12 protein-coding genes and 2 pseudogenes are annotated in these 17740 nt (G+C 42.0%); 3 read left to right on the top strand and 11 right to left on the bottom strand.

From position 1 onward, the window contains the following. Window positions 1-9: 9 nt before the first annotated feature. From tssE to AB4185_RS20750, 11 genes are all read right to left on the bottom strand, one after another. The gene (tssE, locus tag AB4185_RS20800; protein ID WP_017062581.1) at window positions 10-420 is read right to left on the bottom strand and encodes a type VI secretion system baseplate subunit TssE; all 411 of its coding nucleotides are present in this window, start codon (window positions 418-420) and stop codon (window positions 10-12) included. A gap of 59 nt (window positions 421-479) precedes the next feature. Next, on the bottom strand, window positions 480-1955 hold the full coding sequence (gene tssC, locus AB4185_RS20795; protein WP_372135877.1) for a type VI secretion system contractile sheath large subunit: 1476 nt from the start codon (window positions 1953-1955) through the stop codon (window positions 480-482). 8 nt (window positions 1956-1963) lie between these two features. After that, window positions 1964-2470 (bottom strand): type VI secretion system contractile sheath small subunit, encoded by a 507-nt coding sequence (gene tssB, locus AB4185_RS20790; protein WP_017064520.1) that lies wholly within the window; start codon window positions 2468-2470, stop codon window positions 1964-1966. A gap of 17 nt (window positions 2471-2487) precedes the next feature. After that, window positions 2488-4062, bottom strand: coding sequence for a type VI secretion system protein TssA (tssA, locus tag AB4185_RS20785; RefSeq protein ID WP_102504242.1), 1575 nt, complete (start codon window positions 4060-4062; stop codon window positions 2488-2490). Window position 4063: 1 nt separating this feature from the next. After that, on the bottom strand, window positions 4064-6055 hold the full coding sequence (locus tag AB4185_RS20780) for a protein kinase domain-containing protein (protein WP_102504241.1): 1992 nt from the start codon (window positions 6053-6055) through the stop codon (window positions 4064-4066). 500 nt (window positions 6056-6555) lie between these two features. Further along, a complete protein-coding gene (locus AB4185_RS20775) occupies window positions 6556-7509 on the bottom strand; it encodes a hypothetical protein (RefSeq protein ID WP_102504240.1) in 954 nt (317 codons plus the stop codon). Further along, window positions 7502-8494, bottom strand: a complete 993-nt coding sequence (locus tag AB4185_RS20770) for a DUF2169 domain-containing protein (RefSeq protein ID WP_017078353.1) — start codon at window positions 8492-8494, stop codon at window positions 7502-7504. The genes AB4185_RS20775 and AB4185_RS20770 overlap by 8 nt, the downstream gene beginning before the upstream one ends. Beyond that, window positions 8475-9794: a hypothetical protein gene (locus AB4185_RS20765; RefSeq protein ID WP_215919159.1), complete on the bottom strand. Its 1320-nt coding sequence runs from the start codon at window positions 9792-9794 to the stop codon at window positions 8475-8477. The genes AB4185_RS20770 and AB4185_RS20765 overlap by 20 nt, the downstream gene beginning before the upstream one ends. Before the next feature lie 25 nt (window positions 9795-9819). After that, on the bottom strand, window positions 9820-10305 hold the full coding sequence (locus AB4185_RS20760) for a hypothetical protein (RefSeq protein ID WP_054543282.1): 486 nt from the start codon (window positions 10303-10305) through the stop codon (window positions 9820-9822). Next, the gene (gene tssI / locus AB4185_RS20755; protein WP_215919161.1) at window positions 10305-12383 is read right to left on the bottom strand and encodes a type VI secretion system tip protein VgrG; all 2079 of its coding nucleotides are present in this window, start codon (window positions 12381-12383) and stop codon (window positions 10305-10307) included. The genes AB4185_RS20760 and tssI overlap by 1 nt, the downstream gene beginning before the upstream one ends. A gap of 74 nt (window positions 12384-12457) precedes the next feature. Beyond that, entirely contained in the window at window positions 12458-12976 is a 519-nt protein-coding gene (locus tag AB4185_RS20750; protein WP_012600867.1) for an Hcp family type VI secretion system effector, read from the bottom strand. 454 nt (window positions 12977-13430) lie between these two features. Here AB4185_RS20750 and tssH point away from each other — a divergent pair, with 454 nt between their 5' ends. From tssH to AB4185_RS20735, 3 genes and pseudogenes are all read left to right on the top strand, one after another. After that, entirely contained in the window at window positions 13431-16124 is a 2694-nt protein-coding gene (gene tssH, locus AB4185_RS20745; protein ID WP_215919163.1) for a type VI secretion system ATPase TssH, read from the top strand. Then, window positions 16111-17491: pseudogene (locus tag AB4185_RS20740) on the top strand (sigma 54-interacting transcriptional regulator); the annotation flags it as partial. The gene tssH and the pseudogene AB4185_RS20740, both read left to right, overlap by 14 nt. A gap of 83 nt (window positions 17492-17574) precedes the next feature. Next, a pseudogene (locus AB4185_RS20735) lies at window positions 17575-17739 on the top strand (helix-turn-helix domain-containing protein); the annotation flags it as partial. Window position 17740: the final 1 nt, after the last annotated feature.

Below are 17740 nucleotides of genomic sequence, written 5' to 3'. Positions count from 1 at the left end.
GGGCACCTACTAAACGTTAAATTGGCCGTCAGTTCCCATATAGACATCAATAGACATCGGAACTTTTCCACCGTTATGTAAGACTTCTCCGCAAATGCCAAAGCCTAATTGAAGAGGGTTGTTGTGATTTTCTCGGTAATGCACTTCAACGCTTCGTAGCCGAGGTTCGAAGCTTTCTATAGTGGAAGTGATGTTCTTTTGGATGTGACGAACTAAGTTGGTGTTGTTCGATAGAACATCATTGAAATCAGGTAAGCCATATTCCCCATCGATCATTGCATTACCCGCATGAGTATTAAGCAAATCAGCAAGGTGCAGATGAATGGATTCAATTAAATGCTTATGTGAAACCACTTTTTCATAGCAGTTTTTCGGCTCACCTAGTTCAATTCGTTCTAATAATCGGTAACCTTTTTCCATATAACACTCTAAGAAAAAAGCAGCCAGTGAACCCGGCCGCTTATTTATTTCCAAACTTATTATTGGTCTAGCTTACCAACCAAAGATAAGTCAAAGCTCGCACCCATGTACTTAAAGTGGGGACGAACAGACATTGATACTTTATACCAACCTGGGTCACCCTCAACGTCAGACACTTCGACTTTAGCCGCTCGTAACGGTCGACGACCACGAACTTCTGCTGGCGGGTTCTCTTGGTCAGATACGTATTGACGGATCCATTTATTAAGCTCAACTTCTAAATCGGTACGCTCTTTCCAAGAACCAATTTGCTCACGTTGAAGTACTTTAATGTAATGAGCTAAGCGGTTAATAATGAACATGTAAGGTAGCTGAGTACCCAACTTGTAGTTCATCTCAGCTTGCTTGCCTTCAGGTGTATTCGCAAACACTTTTGGTTTTTGAACTGAGTTTGCCGAGAAGAACGCTGCGTTATCAGAACCTTTACGCATTGTTAAAGCCATAAAGCCTTCTTCTGCAAGTTCGTACTCACGGCGGTCAGAAACCAGAATTTCGGTAGGGATCTTAGTTTCGATCTGCCCCATCGCTTCAAAGTTATAAACCGGTAAATCGGTTACCGCACCACCACTTTGCGGGCCAATAATGTTTGGACACCAGCGATATTTTGCAAACGACTCACTGATCTTTGAAGCCATAGCATAAGCTGAGTTACCCCAAAGGTAATTGTCATGGCTGTCCGTAACCATTTCATCGTAGTCAAACGCCTTAATCGGGTTGTCTTCAACTGAGTATGGCGTACGTAGCATAAAGCGTGATGTACAAAGCCCCACATAACGTGCGTCTTCGTGCTCACGGAATCCGCGCCACTTAGTATACTGAGGACCTTCAAATACCGACTTTAAGTCTTTTAAGTTTGGTAATTCTTCATAAGAATCTAAACCAAAGAATTCAGAAGATGCAGAAGTAATAAATGGTGCATGAGACATAGCACCTACATTACCCATATATTCCATTAATTTAATATCAGGCGAAGACGCAGACAGTTGGTAATCACAAATAACGGCACCTACAGGCTTACCACCAAATTGACCGTATTCACGAGTATAAATCTGCTTATACAAACCTGATTTCACTACTTCAGGAGCATCTTCAAAATCATCTAGAACTTCGTCTTTCTTAGCCGAAATAAGTTCGATTTGAATGTTTTCACGGAAGTCCGTGTGATCAACAAGATATTTAAGACCACGCCATGTTGATTCAATCGCTTGAACTTCTTCGTTGTGAAGAATTGCATCAACCTGTTTAGACAACTTTTGATCAATCTCAGAGATCATCAAATCAACTAAAGACTGGTCTACTTTTTCTACTGTTGAGCTGCTTAATAACTCACCAATGAATGCTTCAACACCACGCTTTGCAATGTCAAAACCTTCATCACTAGGCTTAAGGCGAGTCTCATTTAGAATGCTATCCAGAAGAGAGCCTGACTCAACTAGAGCTGCTTCTTGTTCTGGTGCTTGTGCTTCTGCCGACATGATCTTCCTTACTCTGCTTTTTCGCCTTGGTCTGCACCAATGCTTAGTTCATCCAAAAGTTTCTTTCTTGCTTCTTCATCTTGAAGAACTGCTGCAATCTTCTTACGGAAAGCAGGTACATTCCCTAGAGGGCCTTTCAATGCAACCAAGGCTTCACGAAGTTCTAGTAAACCATTCAGTTCAGGAACGCTCTTCGCAATCGACTCTGGAGTAAAGTCCTTCATATTTTTGAATGTAATATCAACGCCAATTTGCGCACCTTCTTCATCAGAAAGACGGTTTTCAACATTTGCTTTGATATTCGGAGCGTAACCTTCTAATACTTCGTTAAAGTTATCTTTATCGATATTAATCGGATTACGCTCTTCGATCGGAGTTTCATCTGCACGAGCAGTGAAGTCACCGACAACCATCATACTTAGGGGCAGTTCAACATCATCAGACGCATCGCCTGTTGCTGGAACATAACGTATATTAATTCGCTCTTTCGGAGCCACCGAGCCATCACGTGACATAATTAGTCCTTTCTAGTTTATTGCTGGTCATAAATTGTTTCCCATTCGCTATATCTCACAGGTAAAAAATCCTTAGTTCGATATAGTTCCTTTAGAGTTTTTTGAATTAGATTTTCTAAAGAAAAGAACAAATGGGGTTCCCAAATTGATAGATTTAGTTCCTTAGCCACCGCCCAACTTTGTTCCAAGTAAGGCAAGCACAAAGGGTATAAACCAACACTTTGGTAGGCTTTCACTAACTTTAAGTGCAACATGAATTGTCCACGACCGGAGTTATCCAACTCGAGTTTATTTGACAGTTCAGCCACATATTTACCCAAGTCACCTAGGGTAATATCCTCCATCTCAGATAGATCATCTTCAGCTACAACAATAGTTTGAATTATTGATGATTTACCCGAAGGACAAGTATTACCTGTAGACAACCAAGTAATTGTTGCTTCATCCGCAAATGGAATAGAATTTTTGAAAGAGAGGTTCTCAATTCCCTCAAAAGAATCGACAAATCTCTTTGTTTCTTGCTTTACAGCCAACGCAGCTTCGTCATACCCAAGATTGTCTAACATTGCATAAACGAAATAATGCCCAGTCAGCCAAAATGGCGCATCAGTAAGTGTTCGCTCTAGACGCTTGATCGTATCGATATCACTTTCTTGATTTGCTTTATCTCTATATTCCGCCTGCTGGTCTGATGACACAGCAAGGCTAAGAGGCGTTACATTGTCTTGGTGGTCTGGTAGACCATCAACATCGGCCCATGTCAGGTGACGGTAAATCCGATATCCCAAAGGTTCAGTCGGATTTGAATGCACCATTATTTCAGACACTTTTTTTAACGTACGCTTTGATGCAGTCGGAGATGAAAAGTCTGTATCTACGTCTACAGTGCTGTGCTCTCGAGGTTTACTTCGTTTCTGATTAGATGTGGCTTGCGTCGTAGGACTGTCAATTTCGTGGCTTTCTGGAACGATAGTTTTCTCGGACAGTGCAACAACATCAATGAGCGGATCTGAATCAGCCACACTGCCTTCAACCAAGGTTTCTTCATTTAAAGATGCGTTCAGCCTTAGTTGATTCAAATGACTTTTTAATTCGAAAAAGTCCACATCAGAGTCTTGAAATATCTCGTCAAACTGACGCTGAATACCTTCAGTTAATGTGATACATCGAGATAGAACTTCCCAATCAAGAGATTCTGTAGACAATTTAGTCGCGACGAGTTTGAATTGATGATTCAGCCACTCAACAGCCCCATCTCTACCTCTTTTACGTTTCGGGTATAGATCATGACCAAAACGACTGATTGAGTCATTGAGCAAAGATAATCCTTCCTCAAGCCCTATCACGCCTTTATCCTCCACCAAAGAGCGAATCAGATAACAAAGCGCTTTAAGATCCTTACTATGTTGACTTAACACCTCTATTGAATGGACTTTTACAATATGCCAGTCGACAGTCTCGCCAAATAATGAACCAAATTTTTTCACTTCGGCTTCCATCATTTCATAGCAAAACTCGTACCTAGCATCCTCACCAGTTGGTGAGTGTTCAGATATTGGTGCTAATAGCGTTTCAGTATCGATCAGACTCAAGTTAACCTCTGCTTTCAGAATTGTAATTTCTAATTGCTCGCTCGATAGCTATAGCACCTCGCGCTGGTTTAGATAGTTGATGACTTTTGTCTATAGAATCACTTGCCATACTATTAAGAATTTCCGTTATTTCGCTGAATTTCTTAGGGGCATTAGTCTCTAGATCAGCTAACGAGTCGTGCAGTTTCTGTCGACCAAATACTGATTGTTCAGTTACAGTACTGAACAAAATAAATTCGCTTCTTGCTACTTTTAGGGCTCTTACTTTAGCTTTCAATTTTGGCGTGTTACCAAAAAATGATTGCGCAGCTTCTGCCTCAAGAATTGCTTTGGTGTAGTAATGCTGTTTTGCATTTTTCTCTATCGAGGAATCTATACCGCTGAGTACTTTTCGCGGTAATACATGACTATAAAAATAGGCTCTTGACTGGTTTACTTTCCAAGCAGTTTCAATATCACTGTCTGCAACATCTGATTTTCCATCTAAGATGAGTTCGACTAAACGCTGTTCTTGATCCCCACCAAAGGTGGCAATATTTTGCGAATTGATGGTCGCCTTATTCAGACTTGCCATCGTGTCCGTCAGCGCTTTATCTGCATAAGGAAATAGAGAGCCGTCACTGTTCAGTTTTTCTCGCAAAACAACGAGATCATGCCGGATAGACATCAGAGTTTTAGGAAGTTGATCGACCGACCCTTCATATTCATTCAAGTCCGATTCATAGTTTTTATACAACTTAGCTAATTTGCTCTGTTGGACTTCATAAGCTTCTCGGTAAGGAGCTGTCGAGACGACATCCTTTTCCATATCTTGCAACGCGAATTCAATATCCCATGGAGACTGTGCTAAAAAAGACGCGGTTTGTGCAGGTTTAATCGTGCTCACAAGGCTACTTGAACTGTTGGTAGATTTAACAATCGATTTCCATTCAGGCTGACCTTGGTTGTATAAATATGTGCTAGTGATAATCACGACACACAGAACCAAACTCGCTTCTAAGTATCGAAGTCGACCACTTTGAATTCTGTCAATAGTTCGATGTTTGGTCAGAACAAGATCAGCATTCCGTAAACTACTAAATAAGGGAGCACTAACATCAGCACCAAATTTTTGGGTATCGATCTTGGCTAATTGCTGAGCAAACGAAGTCGCTGTATACCTGTGCTGTCGAGGGTTGTTGACAACCTCTCTAATTAACTTCCATACATGGTTAGGGATTAAACCTGGTCGTTTTTTTGCTTGTAATTGAGTTGTCCAAGCATCGCCAAATGCAGCTCCAAGAAATAGATGCCCAGTTAATAACGCCAATGAATAGACGTCATCTTGAGGTTGAGCCACGCCAGACTTTATAAACGCAGGAGACGCATAGCTCATGCTTGCTTCTGCATAAGTATTAGATTCACCAACATAACGAGCAGCACCAAAATCGATTAACTTTACATAATCAGACTCTGTAACAAGAATGTTTGAAGGTTTAATATCTAAATGGCAGACACCTCTCGTGTGCATAAACTCAAGCGCACCAGACAATTGATATATCAGCCACGCAATATGATCATGCCTAAAACCTTTAGGAGTATGACGAGCCATTTTTTCGGCCAAAGATTCGCCCTGAATCCACTGATACATAAAGTATGGTCTATCGAACTCTTTGCCTATTTTAATGAAATCTGCAACGCTCGGATGTTGAGACATCTCAAGGCGACTGGCTTCATTAATGATTAATTCATTCGCAAGTTCAGATGACCCTTCATTTAAAACTTTGCAGCAAACCTGTTTTTCAGGGTTTCCTTTCTTAGCCAAGTGATAAATAGTCGTTTTGCCATTTTTTGAAGGTAATGTATCTAACACGTCAAATTGGGAAAAAATCACATACTCTAATTTGGGCTTATTTCTATTAGCCATATTCTGAGCTTGCTGGTTTTTCTTTTCGATCGCTTTCACAACCAACTTATCTAGATAACCTTTGGCTGTCCCTTGCTTGTCTGGCACGCTAAACTCTTTATCAAACGAAATAAATTAATGTTGGATAATAATTACTGTCTAATACCCTTTTCAATAGCAGTATTTAAAACCATCGGTAAGACTATTAATTCAGTTATTATTACTAAACAAAGGAACACTACAACAAACGCTTTGACTAACAAATTTCTGCTATTTTAGGCTCCAGAATTTAATATTTACCTAACAAAATAACGGACTAAACATACACTGTTAACTGAGTCACATTTTGAGTTGACTTTAAGTAAAAATGAGTTATTCACTTATAGGGAGAAATAATTGAAATACTTTTCAAAAGGTAGTTCTAATTTTCTATCGAATTCAACTGGAGTATTGGAAATTTTGGAGTTAGAGCTTTGCAGCGGTTTAAGCATCCCAGTGAATAAATAAGATCTAGATACATACCAAGACTAAATCACATTCCAGCTAATACTCTCGCGATACTGATTACGACATAAATAATATTAGCGTTTTGTATGCCGGCCATGTGATCAGTTCTGTTTCATGCAGGTGAGTTGGAGCAATGCCCTTTCTCCTTGAACATCAAACATTAACAAAGTTACAGGCCTATTATGAGCCACCTCTTGAATAGTGCAGGCCATTAATGCCAATGCAGAACAGCCGCCCAATGAGCCCCATAAATCATTAATTAAAGTTGGCTGTTGAGGGTTATCAAAATATTCGGCGCGAGCACCTAGCGCAAAACCATAATCTTCAGTATGGGATCTCAGATTAGTCATATCAGAAAATACAGACCCAAAACTCTTAATATTGCGACTCGCATTCCTGACTAGCTTCATTACTGACCTTCGCGTTGTATTTGTTGGCTCTACTTCAAAATAGCCTAACTTTGCTTTTGGTTTGAGCTTCAACGTTTGCACCAAATTATTCCGACACAACAGTAAGCCCGCCCCGCCTTCACTAGGTATTATCCCCCATGGGTTATAAGAGCTCATTACTTGCCCGGCATCGATTAAGTTATTAAGGTCATCGAAAAGAGAGTCGACTGAAATACTCATGATTGCGTCAAATTGGTTTAACTTAGCTAATGATGTGCTTAAGTGTGACGGCCCACTTTGTTGAACAACTTCATAATGTGAGATTGAATCACGGTGCTTGCAATCACTTAACCACTCGCTCATCGCAACAACAGACAGAGTACCGGGTATATTGACTAGCAACGGAATAGGCTTTAATGCCTTAGGTAACTGCTTCAAAAGAGACCCGATCAAGCTCTCAATAAGCTCTGAACACTTGCCAAACAATGATGTGTTTGAAGTGTATTCAATGTTTGCGTAGGTGAATCTTTCGATACCATCATCGGCTACTTTCTGATCGAATCTTCCTAAATCCGCTTTGGCAACTGTTGTGGCAATATCAAGGTTCATGCCCGCTGGTGTCATGGCTTCCATACCAATAACGAAACGTGCCGAATTGTTATTCATTATCGGACAACTCCTGTTTTTGACGGATCTTCGTTGACACTAATAGATGCTCCTCGCCTTGACATGGAAATGCAGCGCTGTAGCTGATTGAAAGTATACGAGCCTCAGTATCAATGAAAACGGTAGAAATAGGCATATCAACTTGATATTTGGCATTTTTAAACTGAGCTTCTGCTACATACATCTCTTGAGGGAAACGGAAAGAGAGAGCGTCATTATGACAAAAGCCACTGATCATCAATCGTTCTCCGCCAGATATGAACCCTTTACATTGTTGGTCTTGTGGTGCGCTCTGATAAAAACGTTGGTCAAAGTCTAGAGGATAAAGAGGTTTCCTATTCTCTAACCAATCATCATCAAAAGTACCAGCGTAACGCTGCCGTGCCCCAAAAAATGGTGCTAGCGGGCCAAAGCCTGCAACCCGGACATTCTTGGGCGTTGCACTCCAGTCTTCCGTTGGATAAAAAACAGAAGGTACTTTTTGTTTCAATAGCTCCGCTTTGCTATCAGCGATCCCTCCACCGAGTCGATTTCTTAAATCACCTCCGATAGCACAGGAGAAATCGATTTCCTTTTCGACAAATGGAAGTGGTTTACTTAAGGTTACGCTGCCACCGTGTTCGATCCATTGCCTATCACCAAGTACCGATATAGTTTTATCAATATGACCGTCAATCAAAAGCCGACACTCGTGGTACGTAACTGCTTTTTTCGCGTAGCTCCGAGCCTTACCGAAAATCAGCACATCAGTGTTGGCTTTGACAACAGAGAACTCATGGTCAGCTTTCATCGCAGAAAGCCCGGCTTCCCCCAGATAGACAGGATCATCATAGATCTCTGACTGTTGCTGCTCCTTCCAAGCAGAACCGACGAGTTGCCATGAGCGTTTTCCAACGACAATCCAAACCTCATTGCCATTCTGATCTCGTTGAAAACGGCCTTTAATTGAAAGCCCTGGATAATTCTCAATATCCCACAACTGCATGATTGCTCCTTAGGCCAAACCTTTCTGAAGCTGTTGAATTCTGAGTTAGTCGCGTGATATTCCACTTTTGTTGATGAGCTGGCATAGTCATATCCCAAGGGATGTATGAGCGAGTGTGGAGACAAACCTGACGCCAAATCCAAACCCTAAAGGCAGCACTAACTTGAGTATCGAACATGGCTTGTATGCTGGTTTCTAGCGTCAAAGGTTGTCCCATTCTACCTGGTGAGACTTGTCTGTAGGCGTCACTCTCTGCCCATTGTTTTAATTTTTCGAGCATTTCATGCCATTCAAAATCGATACCTAAATTTTTCGGTGTCACTGGTAAACGTTTACCATAGACAATGTAAAGCGCTTGGATCCAATCCTCACCTTCGAACTCGTCAAGGCTAAATAGTAAATCCACAATTTGAGGAACATGTTCATTCAGACCATGTAATACAAAATCAAATGGAGCCATTACACTACTTAGATCAAAGTTACCAAATTCTTTGAGCTCTAAAAGCTTGGCAAAAGTGACGACTTCTGAGTCAAACACACTATCGATTGAGGTACCGAACTCCTTTCGAAACCAAGTACCTCTGTCCTCTTTCGAAAGCAAACGTTCAAACAGGTTCTGACTGCCCTTTGAGTTTTCAGCTAACCAGACAACACTTTCTACGTCGTTTTGTAATGATAAAAATAAATGTGTTTTATGCTTAGAAAACCGCTTATCTTTAAGCCAGCGTTTTAGCAGACCAACTGTGACAGTTTGGCGTAACTGTAAGCACTCCAAGTAAAGTAGGGGCAGTTTACAGCCACCTTCAACCATTTCGATTATCACGAGGTCGATGTCTCGCAATGATGACTGAACCACCAACAACTTAGCGGCTTGATAATCTAATTCATCAAGCATAGACAAGCCACAAAGTAGGTTTTCGTGTTCTTGTCCAAGCTCAGAGCTCAACATGAGCCAAGCATAAATGGTTGGTTCACTCTGCTTCAATTGATGTATTAATCCCGGAGCCAATCGATAGAAAGACAAATAAACATTTGTTAGGTCTTTAATCTGACGCTCAGCCAGTGCTAAATATTCCAGTTTAACGCTTGGGTATCCCCTTTTATGTATTTGTAAGCGTTGCTTTAACAAGAAGTCGAGTGTCTCCGAAGCCAGTGACAGCTTTTCATTACACATATCCAGCCACTTGACGGGAAGCTCGTCCAATAAAGTGAGCGTACTTCCCGCATTAGCGATGGCCAGTTCCACATCTTCATTAGTAATCGGCTGATTTAGTTGATCTATACCTATTTTTTGACGCATCCGTGAATCCAATCTAGTAACACGATCAATTGATCGCGATGGTGCCGCCTTGAATTTTTTGTGCCTTCTCAGCTTGAGAAGTCACATATTTGGCTTTGGTGGTAATTCGACCATCACGGCCGCTGTAACGAGTTTCTGTTTCTCCACTTCTTACAATTAACTCTTGTTCCGTTTCAATAACCATTTTATTTGCTCTCAGTACAAACTCATCTGAGTCATCAACAATGGAGAAAAAGATATCTGTAACTAGCGGAAGGTTAAAGTCGTTATTTATAAACTCGATACGACATGAAAGGTTGTTATCAATAGCAAGTTGCAACTCGGCTAATTTAAACCCTCGCCCCAACCTCGCATTAATTGGCTGCAGCAACGGATTTCCTTCGAAATCGACGCGAACACCACTCTTAGTTTCGTTAATCGATACAATTGTTCCAAAACGCGAAAAGCAAGCCGTCGATTCGGCTTGCTGTTCGGTGATGGTTTGTATAATTGGGGTTTGTTTTTCCATCATTAATTGATCGCCACGTTTCCACCTTTGATTACAACTTTATCGCTTCCTTCGATGGTTATTGAGGAACCTGATAACTTGATAGAACCGTCACTATTCATCACTAATGAAGACCCACCCGTCTTGAGTACTATCTTGTCGCCGCTTATGATCTGGGTCGCACCATCGGCTTTGTATGAAGTGTTTCCTTTAACAGAGACTGTTAAGTTTCCACCAACCGTCTGATTGTCATCGGCTCCTATATCACAACTTTTTGATGCACCAACCGTTAAATTGCTGTTTTCACCCACATCCAAGTCATCATTCTTACCAATCTTGGTAATTTGATTATCTCCAATTTCTAAATCAGAGTTGTTCTTAACATATTGAGTTTCATTAGCGTTGTAAGTAACAGATACATCTTGTTCGACAGTTTCAGTAAACGTGCTGTTAACTTGGGTAGTCTTGTGTCCGTCAATGGTCTCTTTGTGATCACCGTGAACATCATTCGTCTGATGGCGCGCAACCTTTAAAAACTCATCTTGGCCTATGTCGCGATAGCGGTTATTTAAAACCTTGGTCGACATGTCCTTTTGCGCATGAATGTAGACTTCTTCTTGGTTAGCTTCATCTTCAAAGCTCAACTCGTTATAGCCAGTCCCTTTATGCGTTTGAGTTCTGAAAGTTGTACGCGTTTTGTTCTCTGGTAACGAATAAGGAGGATAATGAAGCCCGTTATAAACTGCGCCAGTAACTAAAGGCCTATCAGGGTCTCCCTCTAGGAAAGTAACAACCACCTCATGACCGATACGAGGTAGGTATACCGCCCCCCACGTTGGTGCTGCCATTGATTGGCTAACTCTAATCCAACAACTCGAATGCTCATCGCTCTCGCCATAACGGTCCCAGTGGAACTGAACTTTGATTCGCCCAAGCTTATCGGTATAGATTTCTTCGCCTGCAGGCCCCACAACGACCGCTGTTTGTGTACCTTCAACCAAAGGAGCTTCAAGTTTTGGAGCCCTAAACTCAACATGTCTAGGAATACACGCAAACTGATTGTGATAGGTCGTTGGCAGGCCATTAGTCTCGTCCTCATGAACCTGAGGGTCATGGCCACTATGCATTACCGATAACATAAGGTAATCGCGGTTGATTGCTGAACGTGGATGTTCACTGATATTAAAACTGTATCCAGACGCCAGTCTCATGACATTACTGGTGGCCTCTACTTGCTGATTATCAACAACATGTTCAGACATCCATTCATTTGATCTTACTTGACCCATCATTGGATCAACGTAACGTCCTGGGAAATCGAATAATTTCAAGTCTACATCGAGTTCACCGGAGCTGCTCATTTCTTGAGGGATCTTCGGAGATTCGTAGTTATAATCGGTGTAAGTAACGTGGCCAGTTTTCACTCGATTAACGAGTTCTAGGTCAGAAATATGCTCGCGGTCTGCAACACCACCACCATCAGCATGGTAAACAATTGGCCCCAAATAAGACCCGTTCAGTGGTGAGCTCAATAACTCAGCTATTGCGTCATTACTGTCGACAATAACCATCGTGTGGTTGGCTTCCGTATGCTCGAAGTAGTACCACATTCCGTGTTCTGCGAGAATTCGTTGAACAAACTCAAGGTCTGTCTCTCGATATTGGAGCACGTATTCTTTTGAAGGATATACACCTGACAGCTCTAATCGATAATCAGTAACTGACGCATCATCTAAAACTTCAGAGATGATCGCCGACGCTGATTTTTGTTGAAAAATACGGCAGTCTTGTCTTTGGCTCAAAAACCAAGCTTGTGGAACAAGAGTCAGTTGGTAACGGGAGAATCTCCTACCCGATCCAAGGTAACGAACTTCATTAACCACGCCATGAAAGCATCTCGCTGAACTGACACCTTGACCATATAGAGTCAAGCTACCTGGTTTACGGATGAGTGCATCAAATGAGATATCAGGATCAAGTGAAAGTAATGATAGGCTGATTTGAAAAGGCTTTGAAAGCTCTTCGATTACCTGAAAGCTCTCCACACGAAAATCATGCTCAGAGCCTTGCAGTTCAAACTTAAATTCTACGTCATTCACCATATCTTTTACCTGATACTAATAATAGAAATAGGGCCAACAGCAGTTGTTGACCCTTTGTTTTTCACGAAAAGCGATTAAGCTTCGCGTGGAGCACGCCAGTCATCGTTACCAGCAGTACCACAGTTTTCGTGAGTTACTTCGATTGCACGGTAAGTCAGCTTAAGTACTTCTTCAGTTACACGATCTGAAGTTGCAGCGTCTTGACAGTGATTCATACGAGTTTGAATATCTACAAGTAGTGCATCAATTAACTTGATTGAGTAATAGTGCTCTTGCTTACCTTGTACTGAAGTACGGTAAAAACGGATTACACACTCAGGAAGCTTTTCGCCAGACACTAATGCGTTGAATAACAGAGGTGAACAACGGTCTTGTACTTTAGTTACTACTACAGGGCGGTGAACACGTTGACCTGTTGGTTGGCCACTTTGTGGGTCACGTGGAACTGTTAGTACGTGATCAAGTTCTTGAACTAGGAACTCATCAACGTGAGCTTCTTGCCAAGTGTTACCTACAGAATCTGCAGAGTAAGTATCTTTAGTAATGTGACCTTGAGTTTCACCATTGATAGACATATATGCTGGAGTTGGCATCGATATTTCCTTTTTAAAATTTATAATTCATTAATTCACCAAATCGCTTATCACCGCGACTGATTAAGCTAATACAAACATCATGCCAACTTTATAAAACCAACGAATACAGTCAGTTACAAAAAATGACCCGTTATAAATATTATATTTAACAACAATTTGTTGTTTAGAAAAACGATTTATTGAACGTGGGTACTAATAAATTGAATTTAAAACACAAAGGCAAAATAACTATCTCGAAGATTAGAAATAAAGTCAAAAAAACTAGTAATTAAATCATAACACCTAGACTATTTATTATTTTGAACGGGATTTTAAATATTAGTCAGATAAAAAGCCAAAACAAACAATAAAAGTAACCAATAAACAATAGTAAATTCATCACCGAATAAAAAACCAGTTATCAATTTTAGTATAATTGCTGCATCCCATATACATAACTAATAGAACTAAAATGATAAATATAAACCTTTCCTCTTTAATACAACGTCTTCACCCTATTGTAAAAGTCGCTTTAGAGGATGCCGCTGCATTAGCCGTATCGGAAAAAGCCAATGAAGTGCAAATTGAACACTATCTATTAAGCTTATTAGAAAGGCCAAATAGTGATTTTGATATCTTATTAAGTCATTTCGATTGCTCAGAGACCATTTTAAGACAATCCATTCGTTCGACTTTAGATACCAACACAACAGGCAACGGCAGCAAGCCCGTTTTTTCTTCGCTTTTAATCGAATGGCTTCAAGAAAGTTGGTTGGTCTCATCTTTAGATCTATCCGAGACTCAGATTCGCTCTGGTGCCCTACTTCTTACACTCGTGAGTAACCCACTACGCTATGGTCAGCACGGCTACGCTTCAATCTTAGACGGTGTAAACCCAGATACCTTAAAGCGTAATTTTTCTGAACTCACAACAAACTCTCTAGAATCTTTAGCAACGACATCAGAAAAAACCGACGCACGTGAAGATGGTTCGGCATTAAGTAAATTCACCACCGACTTTACCGGCAAAGCAAGAAAGGGCGAGATCGACCCAGTATTCTGCCGTGATCAAGAAATCAGACAAATAATCGACATATTGGCGCGACGCAGAAAAAATAACCCAATCGCCGTAGGTGAGCCGGGAGTTGGTAAAACAGCGGTGGTAGAGGGTCTTGCATTAAAAATTACCGAAGGAGATGTGCCAGACTGCCTCAAAGGTGTTGAACTATACGGCCTAGACATGGGCTTACTTCAAGCGGGGGCAAGTGTTAAGGGAGAGTTTGAAAAACGCCTTAACGCAGTACTAGACGAAGTGAAGAATTCACCGACTCCAATCATTTTATTTATAGATGAAGCTCACACGCTAGTTGGGGGAGGCAATCAAGCTGGAGGCAGCGATGCTGCCAACCTACTTAAACCCGCTCTAGCACGTGGTGAAGTAAAAACAATTGCCGCCACCACATGGTCTGAATACAAGAAATATTTCGAAAAAGATCCAGCTCTGGCGCGCCGCTTCCAACTAGTAAAACTCGATGAGCCATCGGCTACTCAAGCCGCATTGATCATCCGAGGCTTAAGGCCAGCCTATGAAAAATCACATAACGTATACGTGCGTGACGACGCAATTACTGCCGCAGCAAACTTAGCTGATCGTTACATCACTGGACGTCAACTGCCAGATAAAGCAATCGACGTGTTAGATACAGCTTGTGCTCGCGTCAATATTAGCCTTAACGCAACACCGGCACCTGTTGAAACATTGCATCAAGAAATTGCGGCTGCGAACCGCGAGCTCGAAGCTCTGGAGCGTGATCAACAGCAGCAAACTGGTGACAAACACAGTGCCGCTTTAATTCCTGAGCTAAAAGAGAAGATAGAAAAGGCCACCGAAGAACAAGCTACCCTTCAGGTTCAATGGAAAAAAGAACAATCTCTTATTCAAGAAATCATTGAACTGCGTAGCCATCTTTATAGCCTTACTACTCCTTCAACTGAAGAAGACAGTGCTCCTAAAGCTGACAATACGGTTCAAGACGATGACGCACTAACAAGTGACAAACCAAATTGTCATGAATATTCTGAAGAGCAGACTCGTGAAGCTATTCAGTCTTGTAACGAACGTTTAGATAACGTGCGCGGTACCAATCCGCTCGTTCACTATGAAGTGGGTCCCGACGAAATTAGTCATGTGATATCTGATTGGACAGGCATTCCTATGGGAAAAATGCTTCAAGATGAGTCGCAAGCGACCTTAAACTTGAAGCAAAACCTAATTCAAAACATTAAAGGCCAAGAATTTGCCATTGATGCGCTTGCTGAAGGAATTCAAACCGCAAAAGCGGGATTAGGTAACCCAGATGCACCAACAGGCGTTTTCTTATTGGTTGGCCCAAGTGGTGTAGGTAAAACAGAAACCGCTCGTGCTATCGCCGACCAAATGTTTGGTGGTGAGCGCTTCATGACCACCATCAACATGTCTGAGTTCCAAGAGAAACACACTGTGTCTCGCCTTATTGGTTCTCCTCCTGGCTATGTTGGTTTTGGCGAAGGCGGTATGCTAACCGAAGCAGTACGTCAGCGCCCTTACTCTGTTGTTCTTTTAGATGAAGTTGAAAAAGCAGACCCAGAAGTACTCAACCTGTTCTACCAAGTGTTCGACAAAGGCACACTAAATGATGGCGAAGGTCGTACCATCGACTTCAAAAATACGCTCATCATCATGACGAGTAACCTTGCGACTCATGAGATTGAGTCTTTGGTTCACCAAGCGAAAGACATTGATGCCAATATCGTCGCTGAAGCCATTCGCCCAACGTTGAATCAACACTTCAAGCCAGCCTTGTTGGCTCGTATGTCCGTGTTGCCATTCCTTCCTCTTTCAGACGCAGCAATGACTGATATCATCCATCATAAACTGATGAAAGTGTCTGAGCGCCTGCAAAGCCACCACAAACTGGCACTTTGCTATGGTGATAACTTAGTGGAATTCGTATTAGGCAACTGCCGCCTTGCGGAGACGGGAGCTCGAAATATTGATGCCGTTATTAACCGTCAACTATTGCCGCAGCTTTCGACTCAACTACTGGTGAATGACAAGGATGATTCACATACTCAAATTGACGTTTCTGTGGACGAGCAAGGAACTCTAACCTATGCGTTCAGCTAACCATAGTGAGCTTAGTAACGCCCTACTTGCGATCAGCCAATCTCTGGCTGATCGCAGCCAGTTAGCTCAAACTTTGGATGCCGTTCTCACAGCAGCAAGGCAAATGACTTTCGCGAAACATGGCATCATTTACGTGCTTGACCAAACCGGTCAAGCCTTGATTCCAAGTACCGCGCATCACCATGAAAAAGTCATCGCCTCACATCCTTGGGAGCCACTGCAGTTAGACACAGTAAGTGAAGCTGACCCATTCAACTTCGCCGTACGTAACGGCGAAGTTGTCTTGATCAATGAGCTATACACTTACAATGGTTATGACTGCGAAGGTATCTATCAAACCGAGCAAACGTTAGGTCTAAAAAGCAATAACTTACTTGCTTGGCCATTGATTGATGATGAGGGCAAAACCATTGGATTGTTGGTTTTGCTTGATTTAAGCGTTATCGATAACGAAACCGCACTTACCGAGTTTTGCCGAATGGCGGCAAGTAATATTCGCCATGCCATTTGGTTAGAGCAATATGGACAAGTGATTAAGAGTTTAAGCGCCGACAACCAAGCTTTGGTTCGTGAAAATACTCAGCTAAAAAAGCGGACAAAGAAAACCTATCAAGGCCCGATCGCTGAAAGTGAAGAGATGGTCAATGTATTGAGCCGACTTGATAAGGTGCTCTCTCTGCCTGTCGACGTCTTACTAAGAGGCGAGACAGGTGCGGGTAAAGAAGTCATTGCAAAATACATTCACGAAAACTCGAATCGTTCTGAGCAAGCATTAATCGTTCAGAACTGTGCCGCAATTCCTGAACAACTTCTAGAATCCGAACTTTTCGGGCACAGAAAGGGCTCATTTACCGGTGCAGACAAGGACAAAGTTGGCTTATTTGAAGCAGCAAACGGTGGAACCCTGTTCCTAGATGAGATTGGCGATATGCCAATGCTACTTCAAGCTAAACTTCTACGTGTGCTACAAGAACGTAAAGTTCGCCCTGTAGGCGCCAGCAGAGAGATTGAAGTGGATGTTAGAGTCATTGCCGCGACGCACTGTAACTTAATGCAGCAGATTAAAGACGGAGGCTTTAGGGCCGATTTATTCTACCGCTTGAACGTATTTCCCATCACCTTACCACCTCTGAGATCCAGACAAGCGGACATTATCCCACTCGCCGAGCACTTTGTGCAGCAAACCACGACGATGTTAGGGTTGCCTCAATCACCAGGATTGAGTGCTAATGTGAGAAACCAACTACTTACTTACACCTACCCCGGTAACGTGCGCGAGCTTAAGAACATCATCGAGCGCTCGGTTCTGCTTTCCGATTTCGAAACCATTACTCAGATTGAGTTTGGTGAACAGATCCCTGAAGAGATAGAACACCATCAAGTTATTACTCCAGTTACATCGGCAGTTCAGTCCACGTTTGAACCTGAACCTCTAGGAGATGACGATGTCGCAGTTGGCCTAAAAGAGGTCGTCAGCCAATACGAACGTACCGTAATTATTGACTGCTTAAACTCTTGTAATTGGCACACGAAACGAGCGGCTGAACAACTGTCACTGCCGTTAAGTACACTCAATCACAAGATGAAGAAATACGATATTTCTGCGGCGGGTTGAT

This window comes from Vibrio sp. 10N.286.48.F5 (genome assembly GCF_041469785.1).
GTDB classification, from domain to species: Bacteria; Pseudomonadota; Gammaproteobacteria; order Enterobacterales; family Vibrionaceae; genus Vibrio; species Vibrio crassostreae_C.
This window is presented reverse-complemented; position numbering and strand designations above follow the sequence as displayed.

What these genes read in the sequence shown, in the direction of transcription:
- AB4185_RS20775 (WP_102504240.1), bottom strand. Translation starts at nt 7,509, where the DNA reads ATGAATAACAATTCGGCACGTTTCGTTATTGGTATGGAAGCCATGACA.
- tssC (WP_372135877.1), bottom strand. Translation starts at nt 1,955, where the DNA reads ATGTCGGCAGAAGCACAAGCACCAGAACAAGAAGCAGCTCTAGTTGAG.
- AB4185_RS20770 (WP_017078353.1), bottom strand. Translation starts at nt 8,494, where the DNA reads ATGCAGTTGTGGGATATTGAGAATTATCCAGGGCTTTCAATTAAAGGC.
- tssI (WP_215919161.1), bottom strand. Translation starts at nt 12,383, where the DNA reads ATGGTGAATGACGTAGAATTTAAGTTTGAACTGCAAGGCTCTGAGCAT.
- AB4185_RS20765 (WP_215919159.1), bottom strand. Translation starts at nt 9,794, where the DNA reads ATGCGTCAAAAAATAGGTATAGATCAACTAAATCAGCCGATTACTAAT.
- tssE (WP_017062581.1), bottom strand. Translation starts at nt 420, where the DNA reads ATGGAAAAAGGTTACCGATTATTAGAACGAATTGAACTAGGTGAGCCG.
- tssB (WP_017064520.1), bottom strand. Translation starts at nt 2,470, where the DNA reads ATGTCACGTGATGGCTCGGTGGCTCCGAAAGAGCGAATTAATATACGT.
- tssH (WP_215919163.1), top strand. Translation starts at nt 13,431, where the DNA reads ATGATAAATATAAACCTTTCCTCTTTAATACAACGTCTTCACCCTATT.
- AB4185_RS20750 (WP_012600867.1), bottom strand. Translation starts at nt 12,976, where the DNA reads ATGCCAACTCCAGCATATATGTCTATCAATGGTGAAACTCAAGGTCAC.
- AB4185_RS20760 (WP_054543282.1), bottom strand. Translation starts at nt 10,305, where the DNA reads ATGATGGAAAAACAAACCCCAATTATACAAACCATCACCGAACAGCAA.